This window comes from Pseudomonas sp. Z4-7 (assembly GCF_051131965.1).
Classification (GTDB): domain Bacteria; phylum Pseudomonadota; class Gammaproteobacteria; order Pseudomonadales; family Pseudomonadaceae; genus Aquipseudomonas.
Map to the genome: position 1 here is coordinate 4,002,469 of NZ_CP071642.1, position 18,884 is coordinate 4,021,352.

The 18,884-nt window shown below is 61.0% G+C and carries 14 protein-coding genes; 5 read left to right on the forward strand and 9 right to left on the reverse strand.

Translation table 11 applies throughout. The features are described 5' to 3' along the window. Positions 1 to 91 precede the first annotated feature (91 nt). The 3 genes from mfd to J3P91_RS18010 are packed head-to-tail and all read left to right on the forward strand — an operon-like array spanning position 92 to position 6,823. A complete protein-coding gene (gene mfd, locus J3P91_RS18000; protein ID WP_434601302.1) occupies positions 92 to 3,541 on the forward strand; it encodes a transcription-repair coupling factor in 3,450 nt (1,149 codons plus the stop codon). Between the two features lie 10 nt (positions 3,542 to 3,551). Beyond that, positions 3,552 to 4,118 carry a CsiV family protein gene (locus J3P91_RS18005; protein WP_434601303.1) on the forward strand — a complete coding sequence of 189 codons (567 nt, stop codon included), beginning with the start codon at positions 3,552 to 3,554 and terminating at the stop codon, positions 4,116 to 4,118. Positions 4,119 to 4,129: 11 nt separating this feature from the next. Continuing rightward, complete coding sequence (locus J3P91_RS18010; RefSeq protein ID WP_434601304.1) at positions 4,130 to 6,823, forward strand: DEAD/DEAH box helicase; 2,694 nt, start codon at positions 4,130 to 4,132, stop codon at positions 6,821 to 6,823. Positions 6,824 to 6,943: 120 nt separating this feature from the next. Here J3P91_RS18010 and J3P91_RS18015 read toward each other — a convergent pair whose 3' ends face one another. The 3 genes from J3P91_RS18015 to J3P91_RS18025 all read right to left on the reverse strand — a co-directional run bounded on the left by J3P91_RS18015 (position 6,944) and on the right by J3P91_RS18025 (position 9,584). Further along, positions 6,944 to 7,684, reverse strand: a complete 741-nt coding sequence (locus J3P91_RS18015) for an S-methyl-5'-thioinosine phosphorylase (RefSeq protein WP_434601305.1) — start codon at positions 7,682 to 7,684, stop codon at positions 6,944 to 6,946. Between the two features lie 10 nt (positions 7,685 to 7,694). Next, complete coding sequence (gene nagZ / locus J3P91_RS18020) at positions 7,695 to 8,705, reverse strand: beta-N-acetylhexosaminidase (RefSeq protein ID WP_434573031.1); 1,011 nt, start codon at positions 8,703 to 8,705, stop codon at positions 7,695 to 7,697. A 171-nt stretch (positions 8,706 to 8,876) separates the two neighbouring features. Next, positions 8,877 to 9,584 carry a TetR family transcriptional regulator gene (locus tag J3P91_RS18025; protein WP_434573029.1) on the reverse strand — a complete coding sequence of 236 codons (708 nt, stop codon included), beginning with the start codon at positions 9,582 to 9,584 and terminating at the stop codon, positions 8,877 to 8,879. Between the two features lie 241 nt (positions 9,585 to 9,825). Between J3P91_RS18025 and lexA the strand changes: the two genes are divergently transcribed. Together lexA and sulA are read left to right on the forward strand one after the other, a co-directional pair. After that, a complete protein-coding gene (gene lexA, locus J3P91_RS18030) occupies positions 9,826 to 10,434 on the forward strand; it encodes a transcriptional repressor LexA (protein WP_434573027.1) in 609 nt (202 codons plus the stop codon). Positions 10,435 to 10,444: 10 nt separating this feature from the next. After that, positions 10,445 to 10,918: an SOS-induced cell division inhibitor SulA gene (sulA, locus tag J3P91_RS18035; protein WP_434573025.1), complete on the forward strand. Its 474-nt coding sequence runs from the start codon at positions 10,445 to 10,447 to the stop codon at positions 10,916 to 10,918. Positions 10,919 to 10,990: 72 nt separating this feature from the next. Here sulA and J3P91_RS18040 read toward each other — a convergent pair whose 3' ends face one another. The 6 genes from J3P91_RS18040 to fadB all read right to left on the reverse strand — a co-directional run bounded on the left by J3P91_RS18040 (position 10,991) and on the right by fadB (position 18,489). Continuing rightward, the gene (locus J3P91_RS18040; RefSeq protein WP_003183419.1) at positions 10,991 to 11,224 is read right to left on the reverse strand and encodes a hypothetical protein; all 234 of its coding nucleotides are present in this window, start codon (positions 11,222 to 11,224) and stop codon (positions 10,991 to 10,993) included. Positions 11,225 to 11,329: 105 nt separating this feature from the next. Then, on the reverse strand, positions 11,330 to 11,854 hold the full coding sequence (locus J3P91_RS18045) for a DUF6586 family protein (protein ID WP_305499996.1): 525 nt from the start codon (positions 11,852 to 11,854) through the stop codon (positions 11,330 to 11,332). Between the two features lie 207 nt (positions 11,855 to 12,061). Then, a complete protein-coding gene (gene topA / locus J3P91_RS18050) occupies positions 12,062 to 14,674 on the reverse strand; it encodes a type I DNA topoisomerase (protein ID WP_434601306.1) in 2,613 nt (870 codons plus the stop codon). A gap of 115 nt (positions 14,675 to 14,789) precedes the next feature. Continuing rightward, the gene (locus J3P91_RS18055) at positions 14,790 to 15,026 is read right to left on the reverse strand and encodes a DUF1653 domain-containing protein (RefSeq protein WP_072389007.1); all 237 of its coding nucleotides are present in this window, start codon (positions 15,024 to 15,026) and stop codon (positions 14,790 to 14,792) included. Positions 15,027 to 15,135: 109 nt separating this feature from the next. After that, entirely contained in the window at positions 15,136 to 16,311 is a 1,176-nt protein-coding gene (fadA, locus tag J3P91_RS18060; RefSeq protein ID WP_434601307.1) for an acetyl-CoA C-acyltransferase FadA, read from the reverse strand. 30 nt (positions 16,312 to 16,341) lie between these two features. Further along, positions 16,342 to 18,489, reverse strand: a complete 2,148-nt coding sequence (gene fadB / locus J3P91_RS18065) for a fatty acid oxidation complex subunit alpha FadB (RefSeq protein ID WP_434573018.1) — start codon at positions 18,487 to 18,489, stop codon at positions 16,342 to 16,344. Positions 18,490 to 18,884 lie beyond the last annotated feature (395 nt).

Sequence of the window (18,884 nt, forward strand, 5' to 3'; positions counted from 1 at the left end):
TGCGTTCCTGCAGCATAGTCCGCGACTGACAGAAGCCCCCTTCCCCCGCTACAATTGTCGACTTTGTCGCAACGCTGGAGCTCAACCTTCCGTGCCCGTTCTGCGTCTTCCGCTTCTCCCTGCCGCGGCAGGTAAACAGCACTGGGGCAACCTGCCCGGTGCCGCCCTGAGCCTGGCCATCGCCGAGGCTGCCAGCGCTGCAAAGCGCTTTACCCTGCTGCTGTCCGCCGACAGCCAAAGCGCCGAGCGGCTGGAACAGGAGCTGGCTTTCTTCGCCCCGGATTTGCCAGTGCTGCATTTCCCGGACTGGGAAACCCTGCCCTACGACCTTTTTTCGCCGCACCAGGACATCATTTCCCAGCGCATCGCCAGCCTTTACCGGCTGCCGGAGCTCAGTCATGGCGTTTTGGTAGTGCCGATTACCACAGCCCTACATCGCCTGGCGCCGACCCAATTCCTGCTGGGCAGCAGCCTGGTGCTGGACATCGGCCAGAAGCTCGACGTCGAGCAAATGCGCACCCGGCTTGAGGCCAGCGGCTATCGCTACGTCGATACCGTGTACGAGCACGGCGAGTTCACGGTCCGCGGCGCGTTGATCGACCTGTTCCCGATGGGCAGCAAACTGCCCTATCGCATCGACCTGTTCGATGACGAGATCGAGACCTTGCGCACCTTTGATCCGGAAAACCAGCGTTCCATCGACAAAGTGCAGTCGATCCGCCTGCTGCCGGCCAAGGAATTCCCCCTGCAGAAAGACGCGGTGACGCGTTTCAAGGCGCGGTTTCGCGAACGCTTCGACGTGGACTTCCGGCGCTGCCCGATCTTCCAGGACCTGAGCAGCGGCATTACCCCGGCCGGTATCGAGTATTACCTGCCGCTGTTCTTTGAAGAAACCTCCACCCTGTTCGATTACCTGCCCCAGGATACCCAGGTATTTTCCCTGCCCGGCATCGAGCAAGCGGCGGAAAACTTCTGGAATGACGTGCGCAACCGCTACGAAGAGCGGCGTGTCGACCCGTCCCGTCCTCTATTGCCACCCGCCGAGTTGTTCCTGCCGGTTGAAGACTGCTTCGCCCGCCTCAAGAGCTGGCCGCGCGTGGTGGCGAGCCAACAGGACGTGGAAACCGGCGTCGGTCGCGAACGCTTCCCCGCCAGACCGCTGCCGGACCTGGCGATCGAAGCCAAGGCCACGCAACCGTTGGCGGCCCTGGCCGGTTTCCTCGACCAATTCCCTGGCCGCGTGCTGTTCACCGCCGAGTCCGCCGGCCGTCGCGAAGTATTGCTGGAGCTGCTCGAACGCCTGAAGCTGCGACCGAAGACTGTCGACAGCTGGCCGGATTTCGTCGCTGGCAAGGAGCGCCTGGCAATCACCATCGCGCCGCTCAATGACGGGCTGGTCCTGGATGACCCCGCCCTGGCACTGGTCGCCGAGAGCCCGTTGTTCGGCCAGCGGGTGATGCAGCGTCGCCGTCGCGAGAAGCGCGCCGACGCTGCCAACGACGCGGTCATCAAGAACCTCACCGAACTGCGCGAGGGCGCGCCGGTGGTGCACATCGACCATGGCGTGGGCCGCTACCTGGGCCTGGCGACCCTGGAGATCGAAAACCAGGCCGCCGAATTCCTCACTCTGGAATACGCCGAGGGCGCCAAACTCTATGTGCCGGTGGCGAACCTGCACCTGATCGCCCGCTACACCGGCAGCGACGATGCGCTGGCGCCGCTGCATCGCCTGGGCTCGGAAACCTGGCAGAAAGCCAAGCGCAAGGCCGCCGAACAGGTGCGCGACGTGGCCGCCGAATTGCTTGACATCTACGCCCGTCGCGCCGCGCGCGAAGGCTACGCGTTCGCCGACCCGAAAGCCGATTACGAAACCTTCAGCGCCGGCTTCCCGTTCGAGGAAACCGTCGACCAGCAGACCACCATCGAAGCCGTGCGCGCCGACATGCTCGCGCCCAAACCGATGGACCGATTGGTCTGCGGCGACGTCGGCTTCGGCAAGACCGAAGTGGCGATGCGCGCCGCGTTCATCGCCGTGCACGGCGGCAAGCAGGTGGCGATACTGGTGCCGACCACCCTGCTCGCCCAGCAGCACTACAACAGTTTCCGCGACCGCTTCGCCGACTGGCCGGTGACCGTGGAAGTGATGAGCCGCTTCAAGTCGACCAAGGAAGTGAATGCCGCCGTGGCCGACCTGGCCGAAGGCAAGATCGACATCGTCATCGGCACGCACAAACTGCTCCAGGACGACGTGAAATTCAAAAGCCTCGGGCTGGTGATCATCGACGAAGAGCACCGTTTCGGCGTGCGCCAGAAAGAACAGCTCAAGGCCCTGCGCAGCGAAGTCGACATCCTGACCCTGACCGCCACGCCGATCCCGCGCACGCTGAACATGGCGGTGTCGGGCATGCGCGACCTGTCGATCATCGCCACGCCGCCGGCCCGTCGCCTGTCGGTGCGTACGTTCGTGATGGAGCAGAACAAAAGCACGGTCAAGGAAGCGCTACTGCGGGAGCTGCTGCGTGGCGGCCAGGTCTATTACCTGCACAACGACGTGAAGACCATCGAGAAATGTGCCGCCGACCTCGCCGAGCTGGTGCCGGAAGCCCGTATCGGCATCGGCCACGGACAGATGCGCGAGCGCGAACTCGAACAGGTGATGAGCGACTTTTATCACAAGCGTTTCAACGTGCTGATCGCCTCGACAATCATCGAGACCGGCATCGACGTGCCAAGCGCCAACACCATCATCATCGAGCGCGCCGACAAGTTCGGCCTGGCCCAGTTGCACCAGTTGCGCGGCCGGGTCGGCCGCAGCCACCACCAGGCCTATGCCTACCTGCTGACGCCGCCGCGCCAGCAGATCACCCCAGACGCGGAAAAGCGCCTGGAGGCCATCGCCAACACCCAGGACCTCGGCGCCGGCTTCGTGCTGGCCACCAATGACCTGGAAATCCGTGGTGCCGGCGAATTGCTCGGCGACGGCCAGAGCGGCCAGATCCAGGCCGTCGGCTTCACGCTGTACATGGAAATGCTCGAGCGCGCGGTCAAGTCGATCCGCAAGGGCGAGCAACCGAACCTCGACCAGCCCCTGGGCGGCGGGCCGGAGATCAACCTGCGGGTGCCGGCGCTGATCCCGGAAGACTACCTGCCAGACGTCCATGCCCGGCTGATTCTCTACAAACGCATCGCCTCGGCCACCGACGAGGAAGGCCTGAAGGACTTGCAGGTGGAGATGATCGACCGCTTCGGGCTGCTGCCGGAGCCGACCAAGAACCTGGTGCGCACCACGCTGCTCAAGCTCAAGGCCGAGCAGCTGGGCATCAAGAAAGTCGACGGTGGGCCCAACGGCGGCCGCATCGAATTCGAAGCCCAGACGCCGGTCGATCCGCTGGTATTGATCAAGCTGATCCAGGGCCAGCCCAAACGCTACAAGTTCGAAGGCGCCACGATGTTCAAGTTCATGGTGCCCATGGAACGCCCGGAAGAGCGTTTTAATACCGTGGAGGCGCTGTTCGAGCGCCTCACTCCGACCACTGCTTGAAGGACGCCCAATGCGCCTGTTTCGCTCCTTGACGTTGTTGATGACCCTGGTCGCCCCCCTGGCCTTCGCCGACGACCTGTATCAGGTGGAAATGATCCTGGTTCGCCAGAATGCCGAACCGGCCATTATCAGTCGCGCCGCGCCGGAAGACTGGGACGCCGGCGCACAACGCCTGCCTCCGGACAGCCAGCGCACGCCAGCATTGGGCAACATCGTCGAGAAACTCAACGCCAGCGGCCAATACAGCGTACTGATGCACAAGGCCTGGCAACAGAACCTGGGCGAACAGGGCAGCAAGGTCGCCGTCAGCGACGGCACCGAACAGTTCGGCCAGTTCCCCATCGAGGGCACCCTGGAGCTGAAACTGGGCCGCTTTACTGACGTCGACGCCGACTTCTGGGTCAACCAGATCGACGCCAATGGCCTGGTCACCGCCAGCGAACGCCTCAAGCAACAGAGCCACACCAAGAACGGCCAGCTGAATTTCCTCGATAACGGTCACCTCGGCCTGCTGATCAAGATCACCTCGCTGACCGCGCCCGCGCCACGGCAGGCGCCCGAAGCGATTCCGGACTGACCGGCGCGCCTATGCCCTCGCCCCTGAGCAAACCCCTGGCACCCTCCTGGGTCAATCGATTCAAGGAACAAAGCCTGGAGCGCGGACGCCGATATGCGCTGGAAAATCGCGCCAGGATCGTCGAGACCGGAGACAGCACCATCATCGCCAGTTGCGAAGGCTCTGGCGGCAGCGTCTATCGTCAGACCATTCGCCTCAAGGAGTCAGCCAAGGGCACGCTGATCCTGCTCGAAGCGGCCTGCTCCTGCCCGGTGCGCATCAACTGCAAACATTGCGCGGCGGTCTTGTTGCAGGTCCAGGAAACCCTGGCCTACCCAGCCGCCGAGAAAGACGCGCATCTGCTGGAAAAACTCCAGACCGTGCTCGACAACCGCAGCCCCAAGGCCCCGCCGCAGGTGCTCGTGGACAACGTGCAACCGGTGCCGCGCCTGTGGCTGGCGAGTATCGAGTTCAGCGCCTTCGAGCCACGCAACGGCAAGATGCAGCGCTACATCCAGCACCGCGCAGCCCTGTCCTTCAGCTATCTGGACGAATACGTCAGCGGCCAGCGCAACACCGACGTACTGATTCGCCAGGAAACCCAGACGCTGCGAATCAAACGCCAGACCGATGTGGAACAGTCCTACCGCGAACAACTGCGAATCCTCGGTTTCAAGGTCGCCACCCGGCAAAGCAAGGCGCTGCCGGAAAGCGCCGGCGAGCTTTACGAGATGGTCAACGACAGTGCCTGGTTGACCTTTACCCTCAATGACCTGCCAAAACTGCGCAACCAAGGCTGGGAGCTGCAGATCGACGAAGACTTCGGCTTCGACCTGACGGCTGTGGACGAGTGGTACGCCAGCGTCGAGGAAACTCCGGAGCGAGACTGGTTTGATCTGGAACTGGGGATCATCGTCAACGGCGAGCGCTTGAGCCTGCTGCCGATCCTGCTGAACCTGATGCGCTCGCACATCGAGCTGTTCAACCCGGAACGCCTGGCCCGGCGCCGCGACGACGAACTCATCCTGGTCAACCTGCCGCACCGTCCCAATTCGGAATTCGGCCCGCAGCAAGTCGCCCTGCCCTATGGACGCCTGAAGCCGGTGCTGGCGACCCTCGGCGAGTTTTACCTGCAAGAACCCGGCACCAGCAAACTGCGCCTGAACAGTGCGGACGCCCTGCGCCTGAACCCGCTGCAAGACATGCCGCTGCGCTGGGAAGGGGGCGAACACATCCGTGGCCTGGCCCAGCGGCTGCGCGACATCAAGGACTACGCCGCGGCGGCACCGGAAGGCTTGAACGCAACGCTGCGGCCCTATCAGCTCGAAGGCCTGAGCTGGATGCAATCGCTACGACAACTGGAGGTTGGCGGCATTCTCGCGGATGACATGGGCCTGGGCAAAACCCTACAGACCCTGGCGCACATTCTCAGCGAAAAAAACGCCGGCCGCCTCGACAGGCCGTGCATGGTGGTGATGCCGACGAGCCTGATTCCCAACTGGCTCGATGAAGCCAGCCACTTCACCCCGCAGCTCAAGGTATTGGCCTTGTACGGTGCCGGACGCAAGAAACATTTCGAGCGGTTGGCCGATTACGACCTGATCCTGACCACCTATGCATTGCTGCCCAAGGATGTCGAGCGCCTTAAAGCGCAACCGCTGCACGTATTGATCCTGGATGAAGCCCAGTACATCAAGAACCCCACCAGCAAGGCCGCCCAGGCCGCCCGTGAGCTCGATGCCCGACAGCGGTTGTGCCTGTCCGGGACACCGCTGGAAAATCACCTGGGTGAATTGTGGTCGCTGTTTCATTTCCTGCTGCCGGGCTGGCTCGGCGACATCAAGGATTTCAACCGCGACTACCGCGTGCCGATCGAAAAACGCGGGAGCGCCGTACGATTGCAGCACCTTAACGGTCGGATAAAACCGTTTCTGCTGCGCAGGACCAAGGAACAGGTCGCAACCGAATTGCCGCCCAAGACCGAGATCATCCATTGGGTCGAACTCAGCGACGCCCAACGGGATGTCTATGAAACCATGCGCCTGGCGATGGACAAGAAGGTGCGTGACGAAATCACCCGCAAAGGCGTGGCGCGCAGCCAGATCATCATCCTCGAGGCGCTGCTCAAGCTGCGCCAGGTGTGCTGCGACCTGCGCCTGATCAGCGACGCCGCCCTGCCAGCCCGAGGCAGTGCTTCGGGCAAGCTCGACAGCCTGATGGAGATGCTCGAGGAGTTGTTTGAAGAAGGTCGGCGGGTGCTGCTGTTTTCCCAGTTCACGTCCATGCTGGCGCTGATCGAAGACGAACTGAAAAAGCGCGGTGTGGAATACGCCATCCTGACCGGCCAGACCCGGGACCGCCGCACTCCGGTGAAGGAATTCCAGAGCGGCAAGCGTCAGATCTTCCTGATCAGCCTGAAGGCCGGCGGCGTGGGTCTGAACCTGACGGAAGCGGACACGGTGATTCACTACGACCCGTGGTGGAACCCGGCCACCGAAAACCAGGCGACCGACCGCGCTTATCGCATCGGCCAGGAAAAGCCGGTGTTCGTCTACAAGCTGATAGCCCGGGGAACCGTGGAAGAAAAGATTCAACTGCTGCAGAAGGAAAAATCCGACCTCGCGGCCGGCGTGCTGGATGGGCGCGTGGCCGGGGACTGGAAACTGCAGAACGAAGACATCGAGGCGTTGTTCGCACCGCTGCCGGATAAGCTGGAGAAGCGCTGAGGTTCGTTTATGCCTGTGGGAGCGAGCCCGCTCGCGATGGCTACTTCACAGCCACTCTCGTAACAACGGTTAACCGCTTCGCGAGCAGGCTCGCTCCCACCCTGCGTCAAGATGACCGGATCAGCCTGCCGCCAGCACCCGCGCCAGGGTCGACTTCACCTTCCCCATCCCGTCATGCAGCGCCTGCTCGATCTCGGCCATGGTAATCACCGCCGTGGATTTGCCTGCCGCGGGATTAACCACCAGGGCCAGGCACGCGTAGTCCAGCTCCAGCTCGCGAGCCAATGCTGCTTCCGGCATGCCGGTCATGCCGACGATGTCGCAGCCATCACGCTCCAGGCGGGCAATTTCGGCCACCGTTTCCAGGCGCGGCCCCTGCGTGCAGGCATAGACACCGTGGCTGCTGTAGCCGCAGCGTTCGGCAGCCAGGGCGGCAATCAACTTCTGGCGCAGCGACTCCGTGTAGGGATAGCTGAAATCGATATGAGTAACCGCTTCCAGGTCATCGGCAAAATACGTGTGCTGGCGGCCACTGGTGTAATCGATCAACTGATGGGGCACGCAGAAATGTCCGGTGCCCATCGCCGCGTGGATCCCGCCCACGGCGTTGACCGCCAGGATGGCCTCGGCACCCGCCTGCTTCAGTGCCCAGAGATTGGCGCGATAGTTGACCTGGTGCGGCGGAAAACGATGAGGATGGCCATGACGGGCCAGGAACAGCACCTCACGCCCGGCATATTCGCCAATCTGCACGTCGGCCGATGGCGCGCCATAGGGTGTTTCCACCGCCAGGGACTGGCGAATGGTCAGGCCTTCCAGCTGGGTCAGGCCTGTGCCGCCGATAATTGCGTAAACGGTCATACAAACGTCCTTAATCGATCAGTTGGGCGGCTTTTAATGCGCCGATCGCTGTCAGCCAGCGTGGATCCTGGCGATACTCGGTACTGGCGAAGGCTTGGCCACGCATGCGGGCGATCCGCGCTGATGGCTTGATCTTCAAGCGTTGGGCGGCGCTCAATGCCAACTCTGCGGCCGCGCGATCGTTGCACACCAGGCCCATGTCGCAACCCGCCGTCAATGCGGCCTCGATACGACTCGCGGCATCACCCACCACATGGGCCCCGGCCATTGACAGGTCATCACTGAAAATCACCCCGTCGAACTGCAACTCGCCCCGCAGGATGTCCTGCAGCCAGCGTCGGGAAAACCCGGCCGGGCTGGCATCGACCTGCGGATAGATCACATGGGCCGGCATCACGGCGGCAAGCTGCTTGCTCAGCCTGGCAAACGGCAGCAGATCGTTGGCGCGGATCTGTTCCAGGCTGCGCTCATCATTGGGGATGGCCACATGGGAATCCGCCTCGGCCCAGCCGTGGCCCGGGAAATGCTTGCCTGTGGCGGCCATTCCCGCGGCGTTCATGCCCCGGATAAAGGCACCGGCCAGCAACGCGGCGCGTTCGGGATCGCCCTCGAATGAACGAGTGCCGACGACGGCGCTGCGCTGATAATCAAGATCCAGCACCGGGGCGAAACTCAGATCGAGGCCGACCGCCAGCACTTCGGTGGCCATGATCCAGCCGCATTGTTCGGCCAGGTATTCGGCATTCGGATTATCGGCAACGGCCCGCATCGCCGGCAGACGCACGAACCCTTGGCGCAGGCGCTGGACACGCCCACCCTCCTGGTCAACCGCCAGCAACAGGTCGGGACGAATGGCGCGGATCGCCGCACTCAGCTCGCGCACCTGGCGCGGATGCTCGATGTTGCGAGCGAAGATGATCAAGCCGCCCACTTCGGGCTGACGCAACAGATGGCGATCCTCGGCCGTCAGCCAGGTACCGGCGACGTCCACCATCAACGAGCCTTGCAGGCCAGCAGTCATAGCAATTCCTTAATAACGATGGATGCGCACGGCGACGCATGCACGATGACGCCGCCAGGCTCCAGGCCTGGCAGGTCGCGCATCGGCGATGAAATTTGATACGAACTCAAAGGGAGAATCGGCATGGGCGGCTAGCTTAGCGGATGTAAGCAGCCGCGCCCACCCGTGACCTTACGCCTTGGCGAGCGCCGGGGCGGTTTTGCTGCGAGGACGCAGTTGCGCTGCGGCCATTGCCTCATCGGTGACGCCGCTTTCGGCACGCATGCCGGCGGCCAGGAATGGCACCATCAGACGCATGACCTGTTCGATGGATGTATTCACGCCGAAATCGGTTTCCGCGATGGCCCGCAGCGCCTTGATCCCAGACATGCTGAACGCAGCGGCGCCAAGCATGAAGTGCACGCGCCAGAACAGTTCGATCGGTGGTATGCGTGGCGCGGCTTCATTGACCAGCAGCATGTAGCGACGGAACACTTTGCCGTACATGTCTTCCAGGTAGCGCCGCAGGTGACCCTGGCTTTGACTGAAGGCCAGGCCCAAAAGGCGCATGAAGATGGAAAGATCATTGCCGCTGCGTGGCTGGACCACGAGGGCCTGCTCGACCAGGATCTCGAGCAGCTCTTCCAGGGTGGGCTTGACGTCAGGCTTGGCCTGACGACGTTCCAGTTCACGGTCGAGGCTGATACAGAACGGCCCGAGGAAACGTGAGAACACCGCCTGGATCAGCGCCTTCTTGGAACCGAAGTGATAGTTCACCGCAGCCAGGTTCACCCCGGCCTTGCTGGTGATCAGACGCAAAGAGGTTTCGGCAAAACCTTTTTCCGCGAACAACTGCTCGGCAGCATCGAGAATGCGTTCAACGGTTTCCGACTGGGCCATGGCTACTCCGCCTGACAAACACTTGTTTGAAACATACGTTTCAGCCCTGGACTTGTCAAGCCTGCCGGGACGTTTTGCGAACGCTCGGTCAGCTATTTAACCACACCTTCATCCGGGCTGTAGCCCTGCCCTTCATAGCGGCCGAAACGACCGTCGAGCGGCGCACGAAAAAAGGGGCATTGCCAAGCGGCTCGCACTGTATATAATCCCAGTCACTGTATAAAAAGACAGAGCGATCGATATGCTAAAGCTGACGCCACGACAAGCAGAGATTCTGGCCTTCATCAAACGTTGCCTCGAAGACAATGGCTACCCGCCGACCCGTGCGGAAATCGCTCAGGAACTGGGCTTCAAGTCGCCCAACGCGGCGGAAGAACACCTCAAGGCATTGGCCCGCAAGGGCGCGATTGAGATGACGCCCGGTGCCTCGCGAGGCATTCGCATCCCGGGCTTCGAAGCCAAGGCTGACGAAACCACCCTGCCGATCATCGGTCGTGTAGCCGCTGGTGCCCCGATCCTCGCCCAGCAGCACGTTGAGGAATCCTGCAACATCAACCCTTCGTTCTTCCACCCGCGGGCTGATTACCTTCTTCGCGTGCATGGCATGAGCATGAAGGATATCGGCATCTTCGACGGCGATCTGCTGGCGGTCCACACCACCCGTGAGGCTCGCAACGGTCAGGTCGTGGTGGCGCGCATCGGCGACGAAGTCACCGTCAAGCGGTTCAAGCGCGATGGCAGCAAGGTCTGGTTGATGGCCGAAAATCCTGAGTTCGCCCCCATCGAAGTGGACCTGAAAGATCAGGACCTGGTCATCGAAGGCTTGAGTGTCGGCGTCATTCGCCGCTAAAGGAGGCTTTATGCAATTCCCACACACACCACAGCACGCGCAGCTTCCGCTGTTCGAGGCATTCATGGCCCAACCGCTGGTTCCAGTGCTTAAAGAGGTCATCGAATCGCCTTGGGGCGTCGAACCCGAGGCCTTCAGCGAATTGTCGTTGCGTGGTGCGGCCGGGAATTGCCTGAACCTGCTTGCGCCGATTCTGCGAGAGCTGAGCCAGGACCAGGACGCTCGCTGGCTGACGCTGATCGCGCCACCCGCCAGCGTTACCCAAGCCTGGTTGCGGGATGCCGGCCTTAATCGTGAGCGGATCCTGCTATTGCAACCGCGCGGCGCACAGAGCGCCCAACAATTGACGTGCGAAGCGTTGCGTCTGGGCCGCAGTCATACAGTGGTCAGCTGGCTCAACCCCTTGACCGCGACAGCTCGCCAACAGTTGATCAGCGCCGCACGCACCGGGGACGCACAAAGCCTGAATATTCGATTGGGCTAAGACAAACGCAGGGCTTCTCCAGGGCAGAGAAGCCGGAACAGCTACCGGACCGTCAAAAGTCGCCGAACAGGATCAATGAAGAACCCGTGGCCCCTCTTCCTTGTTAAATTCGCCTTCAACCAGGCGGCCGGCCATCTGGACACCCACGCTCAGCATCGCCTTGGCGACCTCAACGTGTTGACCTTGCAGGAATACCTTGGCGTCCTCAGAGAAGTTCAGGGTAACCAAAGACCCCTCGTCTTCGGCCCGGCGCAGCTCGATGCGGCCATCAGGAAGCTCGACAATTTCTAGAAAGGACGTAGGCATAAAAGTCTGTTCTCCACGAAAGGCGGGGATTATATAGTCATCGGCCAGGCTTCGCTCGGGATCTTGACCAAGCGTCGTTAGCGAACGTTACGGGACGAACTGAACTCAGCACTCGTTCAACCCTTCGCGAAAGCGAATGGCCAGGTTCTTGAGATTCTGCCGCCAGCTCTCCAACTCTTCCCGATTCAGCTCTTGCTCTGGCTCTTCTTCGTCAAGATTGACCGCCACGATCAGCGGCTGGGTCACGTCGCCCTTGGGCTTGCGCGGGGCCCGTGGTGGCTGGAACAGCGCCTGGTGGGCCGCCAGCAATCTGGCCAGCCAGGTTTCCGGGTTCTGCGCCAGCTCGACCATTTCGGCCAGCTCCGGAATTGCGATGGTTTCCAGCACCTCACGAGTCAATACCAGCTCGGCCCGTGACGCATTCGCCTGGGGCAAGCGATAAAAACCGGCAATTTCGTGGCACAGGCCCAACAACGCACCGTACAGATGAAACAACGCTGATTCGCGTCCCGCCTGGATCAGCGCAGGGGAATTCATTGCACGCCCATCCTCCGCCCGCGCTAGCGCTTCAAGCGAAAGGCCGGCGAAATAAATTTTCTGATTGGTGCGGGTATAGAGTTCGTGGGCCATGGCGGCATCTCCCCAACGAAATAAAAGCGTCACGCAGGTGCGACAGTGTCGTGGATCAACCGAGGCCACTGCAAGCCAAAAACAGCAAGGCCGCATGAAAACCCATAGGTTATCATGCGGCCTTTTTTGCCTGAAGTGTAAGACGACGACCACTTCGGCGAGTGAGAGCAAGCTCCTTCGCCATCAAAGGCCCTCATGCCATGCCGATCAGCGCTTGTCTTCGACGGTCCACTTACCGCCGTCATAAAACGCCTTCCAACCGGTAGGCTTGCCGTCGACCTCGGTCTGCACGTATTGCTCTTTGGTCTTACGGCTGTAGCGAATCACCGCCGGGCGGCCGTCCGGATCTTTCTGCGGTGCATCGCAAAGGAAGTGATACTTAGGATCGATTTCGTCCTTGTGCGGGACAATCTCCATTACCAACGGCGCACGGGTTTCACGGTTTTTCGGGAACTGGCTCGCCGCCAGGAACAGCCCGGATGCACCATCGCGCAAGATGTAGGTGTCATTGACCTTCTCGCACTTGAGCTCGGGCATCTTCACCGGGTCCATTTTTGGCGGTGCCGCATCGCCACTCTTGAGTAGCTTGCGGGTGTTCTTGCAGGTCGGGTTGGTGCAACCGAAGAACTTGCCGAAACGACCGGTCTTGAGCTGCATCTCGCTGCCACACTTGTCGCACTCCAGGCTCGGGCCTTCGTAGCCCTTGATGCGATAAGTGCCCTCTTCGATCTCATAACCGGCACAGTCCGGATTGTTACCGCAGATGTGCAGCTTGCGCTTCTCATCCAGCAGGTAGGCGTCCATCGCCGTGCTGCAGATCGGGCAGCGATGCTTGCCGCGCAGCACCAGGGATTCCGATTCACCCTCGTCGTCCGCGGCGATTTCGTCGCCCGGCACCAGGTTGACTGTGGCTTTGCAGCGTTCTTTGGGCGGCAGGCTGTAGCCCGAGCAACCGAGGAATACGCCGGTCGAAGCGGTCCGGATTTGCATCGGACGCCCGCAGGTCAGGCATGGGATGTCGGTCATGACCGGCTGGTTGGCGCGCATGCCGCTGTCAGGGCTTTCGGCCACTTCGAGTTTTTTCTTGAAGTCGCCGTAGAACTCGTCGAGGACGTTTTTCCAGTCGCGCTCGCCCTGGGCCACATCGTCGAGGTTCTCTTCCATACCGGCGGTGAAGCCGTAGTCCATCAGGTTCGAGAAACTCTCGGACAGACGCTCGGTGACGATGTCACCCATCTTTTCCGAATAGAAACGACGGTTGTGCAGCGCCACATAGCCGCGATCCTGGATAGTGGAAATGATGGCTGCGTAGGTCGAAGGACGACCGATGCCGCGCTTTTCCATTTCCTTGACCAGGCTGGCTTCGGAGTAACGGGCCGGCGGCTTGGTGAAGTGCTGGGTCGGATCAAGCTTGATCAGCTTCATCACGTCGCCCTGGGCCATGTCCGGCAGGACGTCGTCATCCCCAGGCTTGGTGATTTGCGGCATGACGCGGGTGTAACCGTCGAACTTCAGGATGCGGCCCTTGGCGCGCAGCTCGAAGTCGCCAGCACCGACGCTGACCGTGGTCGACAGGTATTGCGCCGGCAGCATCTGGCAGGCCAGGAACTGGCGCCAGATCAGCTCGTAGAGACGCTCGGCATCGCGCTCCATGCCCGACAGCTTGCTTGGCTCGGTATTGGCATCGGACGGACGAATCGCTTCGTGAGCTTCCTGCGCGCCTTCCTTGCTGCTATAGACGTTCGGCGTCTCCGGCAGGTACTTCTTGCCGAACTCGCTTTCTATATAAGTGCGCGCCATCGTCACAGCATCGGCCGACAGGTTGGTCGAGTCGGTACGCATATAGGTGATGTAGCCGGCTTCATACAGACGTTGGGCCATCATCATGGTTTTCTTCACGCCAAAGCCCAGGCGATTGCTCGCGGCCTGCTGCAACGTGGAGGTGATGAACGGCGCCGACGGCTTGCTGCTGGTCGGCTTGTCTTCGCGCTTGACGATGCTGTAGCTGGAAGCCTTGAGCTTCTCCAGTGCAGCCATGGCCTGGGCTTCGTTGAGCGGCTTGAAGGCTTCACCCTTCTCGCGGGCCACGTCGAAGCGCACAGTCGCGCCCTTGGCCGTGCCGAGGTCGGCATGGACTTCCCAGTACTCTTCAGGGATGAACGCCCGGATCTCGCGCTCGCGCTCCACCACCAGCTTCACGGCGACCGACTGCACACGCCCGGCCGACAGGCCACGGGCGATCTTGGCCCACAGCAGCGGCGAGACCATGTAGCCCACCACGCGGTCGAGGAAGCGCCGCGCCTGCTGGGCGTTGACCCGGTCGATATCCAGCTCGCCCGGCTGGGAGAAGGCTTCCTGGATGGCCTTCTTGGTAATTTCGTTGAACACCACGCGCTTGTAGCGGCTGTCATCCCCACCAATGGCTTCGCGCAGGTGCCAGGCAATGGCTTCCCCTTCGCGGTCCAAGTCCGTCGCGAGATAGATGGTGTCGGCATCCTTGGCGAGCCGACGCAGCTCTTCGATGACCTTTTCCTTGCCCGGGAGGATCTCGTACTTGGCTTTCCAGCCGTGTTCCGGATCGACCCCCATGCGTGAGACCAGCTGCTTGCGCGCCTTGTCTTTCGGCGACAGCGCCGGCGCTTCACCGGCAGCAGCCTTGCCGCGCTTGGCGACTGGCTCCTTGCTGGCGCTAGCCGAACCGCTGGTGGGCAGGTCTCGGATATGGCCGATACTCGACTTCACCACGTATTGGTTGCCCAGATACTTGTTGATGGTCTTGGCCTTAGCCGGGGATTCCACAATGACCAGCGATTTGCCCATGGATCAGAAAATTCCTGAATTCTAAAAAGTGAAAGGCGGTTGGCGCCTGACGCGGCACCGCTATATATAGTGGCTGCAAGGTGAGGTCAAGGGCAGGCTCGCCCTCATGTTGGCCTCAAGGCCTGGAAAAAATGCTCTCCTCGGCCTGCACCAAAGCAAAGCGTGGCACCTGTTCGCCGTCAACCTCGACGGACTCCTGGAACATGCTCAACGGACGCACCCAGAAGCCGTAATCGCCATACAGGGCTTGATAGAAGACCACTTCTTCCTCGGTCTCGGAATGCCGCGCAATACTGAATACGCGGTACTGCGGGCCTTTGTAATGTTGGTAGAGCCCAGGTTGTATCGGCATGCTTTGGCCCTCGCTGAATCTTTCCAAAATAAAAACAAAATTTTTCTTGTTGAAAACCCAGAAAAACAAAAACCGGGGCACTTGGCCCCGGCTTCCATCGACGTGACGCTTAGATGCGCTCGAAGACGGTGGCGATGCCTTGGCCGAGGCCAATGCACATGGTGGACACTCCAAAAGTGCCGCCGTTCTGCTTCATGACGTTGAGCAGCGTGCCGGAGATACGCGCACCGGAGCAGCCAAACGGATGACCCAGGGCGATGGCGCCGCCGTGCAGGTTAACCTTCTCGTTCATCTTGTCGAGTATTTTCAGATCTTTCAGCACTGGCAGGGCCTGTGCGGCGAAAGCTTCGTTAAGCTCGAAGAAGTCGATGTCGGAGATGCTCAGGCCCGCGCGCTTCAAGGCTTTCTGCGTGGCCGGTACTGGACCATAGCCCATGATTGCGGGATCCACACCGGCGACGGCCATCGAACGAATCACCGCCATCGGCTGGATACCCAGGTCCTGGGCACGCTGGGCCGACATCACGATCATGCACGAGGCACCGTCGGTGATCTGCGACGAAGTACCGGCTGTCACGGTGCCGCCCTTCGGATTGAAGGCCGGCTTGAGGGCCGCCAGGCTTTCCAGGGTGGTTTCCGGACGAATGGTTTCGTCGTAGTCGAACAGCTTCAGGAAGCCGTTCTCGTCGTAGCCCTGCATCGGGATGATTTCATCCTTGAACTTGCCTTCCACGGTCGCCTTGTGGGCGAGCTGGTGGGAGCGCACGCCAAAGGCGTCCTGCTGCTCGCGGGTGATGCCGTGCATCTTGCCGAGCATTTCCGCGGTCAGGCCCATCATGCCCGAAGCTTTTGCCGCGTACAGCGACATGTGCGGATTCGGATCGACGCCGTGCATCATGCTCACGTGGCCCATGTGCTCGACACCGCCGACGACGAATACATCACCGTTGCCGGTCATGATCGCCTGGGCGGCGGTGTGCAGCGCGCTCATGGACGAACCGCACAGGCGGCTGACGGTCTGGCCGGCCGCGGTGTGAGGGATCTGGGTCATCAGCGAAGCCATGCGGGCGATGTTCCAGCCCTGCTCCAGGGTCTGGTTCACACAGCCCCAGATCACGTCCTCGACCTCGTTGGGGTCGACCTTGGCGTTGCGCTCCAGCAGCTTGCTGATCAGGTGCGCCGACATGTCCTCGGCACGGGTGTTGCGGTGCATGCCGCCCTTGGAGCGGCCCATCGGCGTACGACCGAAGTCGACAATCACGACGTCTCTAGGATTCAAGCTCATAAATGTTCTCTCGCTCTAGTCGTTGGGCGCTTAACCGAAGAAACGCTGGCCGTTCTTGGCCATTTCACGCAGCTTCGCGGTCGGGTGGTACAGCGCGCCCAGATCAGCGTACTGGTCAGCCAGGGCAACGAACTCGGCGACACCGATCGAATCGATGTAGCGCAGCGCACCGCCACGGAATGGAGGGAAACCGATACCGTAGACCAGACCCATGTCGGCTTCGGCGGCGGTTTCGACAATGCCGTCTTCCAGGCAACGCACGGTTTCCAGGCACAGCGGGATCATCATCCAGTTGATGATGTCCTCGTCGGTGACTTCGCGTTGCTCGTAGACGATCGGCTTGAGCACTTCCAGCACCGACGAATCGGCGACTTTCTTCTGCTTGCCGCGTTTGTCGGTCTCGTAGGCGTAGAAGCCCTTGCCGTTCTTCTGGCCAAGGCGCTTGGCTTCATAGAGCACGTCGACAGCCGAACGGCGATCGTCCTTCATACGATCCGGGAAGCCTTCGGCCATGACATCGCGACCGTGGTGGCCGGTGTCGATGCCGACCACGTCCATCAGGTACGCCGGGCCCATCGGCCAGCCGAATTTTTCCATGATCTTGTCGATGCGCACGAAGTCCACGCCGGCGCTGACCAGCTTGGCGAAACCGCCGAAATACGGGAACAGCACGCGGTTGACCAGAAAGCCCGGGCAGTCGTTGACCACGATCGGGTTCTTGCCCATTTTTTTCGCGTAGGCCACGGTGGTGGCGATCGCCTGCTCACTGGACTTCTCGCCACGGATGACTTCCACCAGCGGCATCATGTGCACCGGGTTGAAGAAGTGCATGCCGACGAAGTTTTCCGGACGCTTGAGGGCCTTGGCCAGCAGCGAGATGGAAATGGTCGAGGTGTTGGAGGCAAGGATCGTATCTTCCTTGACCTTGTCTTCGACTTCAGCCAGTACCGCCTGCTTGACCTTCGGATTCTCGACAACGGCTTCGACCACCAGGTCGACATGGCCGAAATCGCCATAGGACAGCGTCGGGCGAATGCCGTTGAGCACTTCGGCCATCTTCGCGGCGGTCATGCGACCTTTGTCGACACGGCCGACCAGCAGCTTGGCAGCTTCGGCCAGGCCTTGTTCGATGCCATGTTCGTTGATGTCTTTCATCAGGATCGGCGTGCCCTTGGACGCCGACTGGTAGGCGATACCACCGCCCATGATGCCAGCACCCAACACAGCCGCCTGCTTCACGTCGCGAGCGATTTCGTCGTAGGCCTTGGCCTTTTTCTTCAGCTCCTGATCGTTGAGGAACAGGCCGATCAGGCTTTGCGCAGCCGAGGTCTTGGCCAGCTTGACGAAACCGGCGGCCTCGATTTCCAGGGCCTTGTCGCGACCGAAATTCGCGGCTTTCTGGATGGTCTTGATGGCTTCGACCGGCGCCGGGTAGTTCGGGCCAGCCTGACCGGCGACGAAGCCCTTGGCGGTTTCGAAGGCCATCATTTGTTCAATGGCGTTGAGCTTGAGCTTTTCCAGCTTCGGCTGGCGCTTGGCCTTGTAGTCGAACTCGCCACTGATGGCGCGCTTGATCGTCTCAAGGGCCGCTTCCTGGAGCTTGCCAGGTTCGACCACGGCATCCACGGCGCCGACTTTCAGCGCGTCTTCGGCACGGTTTTCCTTGCCAGCGGCAATCCACTCGATGGCATTGTCGGCACCGATCAGGCGCGGCAGGCGCACGGTACCGCCGAAGCCCGGGTAGATGCCCAGCTTGACTTCCGGCAGGCCGATCTTGGCGGAGGTGGACATGACACGGTAATCGGCCGCCAGGCACATTTCCAGGCCGCCACCCAGGGCGATGCCGTTGATGGCCGCAACCGTTGGCACGCCAAGGTCTTCGAAATCGCTGAAGATACGGTTCGCTTCGAGGTTGCCTGCGATCAGTTCGGCATCGGGCAGCTTGAAGTTGTCGACGAATTCGGTGATGTCGGCGCCGACGATGAACACGTCCTTGCCGCTGCTGACGATCACACCCTTGATCGAAGCATCTGCCTTGATAGTGTCCACGGCCTGACGCAGTTCGTTCAGGGTTAGACGGTTGAACTTGTTGACGGACTCACCCTTGAGATCGAACTTCAGTTCGACAATGCCACTTTCAAGAGCCTTAACCGTGATGGCTTTACCTTCGTAAATCATCAACTGATCTCCACGATATGGAAGCTGAACAGTACACGTTGAACGCTGACCGCTGGTTCGGCATGGACATTACCGTCGATGCTACGCCAATCCGCCAGGCACACCCGCCAACGCGATCGTCGGGTTCTGTAGGAACGTTCTGAAAATACAAACGCTCAATTCATACGCCCGTTTGATTTGGGTACGTCACCTTCACGGAATTTCCGTCAATTGTCAATCGCCCTAAACAAGCGCTTGAACGCGACTTTACGGTCATTTCCGTACCCTGCGGATCCGCAACACGACGCCGCATGGGCAGCCATTCATAGAATCAATAATTAGAAAAGTCGCCCTAATTCCGAGCGCGCCGTATTCAACCGGCTAAGCTGGTGACAAGACGTTTGAGCCGAATGAAG

Excerpts from the sequence above, each read along its gene's own strand:
- J3P91_RS18045 (WP_305499996.1), bottom strand. The coding sequence starts at position 11,854 with ATGGCCCACGAACTCTATACCCGCACCAATCAGAAAATTTATTTCGCC.
- topA (WP_434601306.1), bottom strand. The coding sequence starts at position 14,674 with ATGGGCAAATCGCTGGTCATTGTGGAATCCCCGGCTAAGGCCAAGACC.
- fadA (WP_434601307.1), bottom strand. The coding sequence starts at position 16,311 with ATGAGCTTGAATCCTAGAGACGTCGTGATTGTCGACTTCGGTCGTACG.
- lexA (WP_434573027.1), top strand. The coding sequence starts at position 9,826 with ATGCTAAAGCTGACGCCACGACAAGCAGAGATTCTGGCCTTCATCAAA.
- J3P91_RS18040 (WP_003183419.1), bottom strand. The coding sequence starts at position 11,224 with ATGCCTACGTCCTTTCTAGAAATTGTCGAGCTTCCTGATGGCCGCATC.
- J3P91_RS18015 (WP_434601305.1), bottom strand. The coding sequence starts at position 7,684 with ATGACCGTTTACGCAATTATCGGCGGCACAGGCCTGACCCAGCTGGAA.
- fadB (WP_434573018.1), bottom strand. The coding sequence starts at position 18,489 with ATGATTTACGAAGGTAAAGCCATCACGGTTAAGGCTCTTGAAAGTGGC.
- J3P91_RS18005 (WP_434601303.1), top strand. The coding sequence starts at position 3,552 with ATGCGCCTGTTTCGCTCCTTGACGTTGTTGATGACCCTGGTCGCCCCC.
- J3P91_RS18010 (WP_434601304.1), top strand. The coding sequence starts at position 4,130 with ATGCCCTCGCCCCTGAGCAAACCCCTGGCACCCTCCTGGGTCAATCGA.
- nagZ (WP_434573031.1), bottom strand. The coding sequence starts at position 8,705 with ATGACTGCTGGCCTGCAAGGCTCGTTGATGGTGGACGTCGCCGGTACC.
- sulA (WP_434573025.1), top strand. The coding sequence starts at position 10,445 with ATGCAATTCCCACACACACCACAGCACGCGCAGCTTCCGCTGTTCGAG.
- J3P91_RS18025 (WP_434573029.1), bottom strand. The coding sequence starts at position 9,584 with ATGGCCCAGTCGGAAACCGTTGAACGCATTCTCGATGCTGCCGAGCAG.
- J3P91_RS18055 (WP_072389007.1), bottom strand. The coding sequence starts at position 15,026 with ATGCCGATACAACCTGGGCTCTACCAACATTACAAAGGCCCGCAGTAC.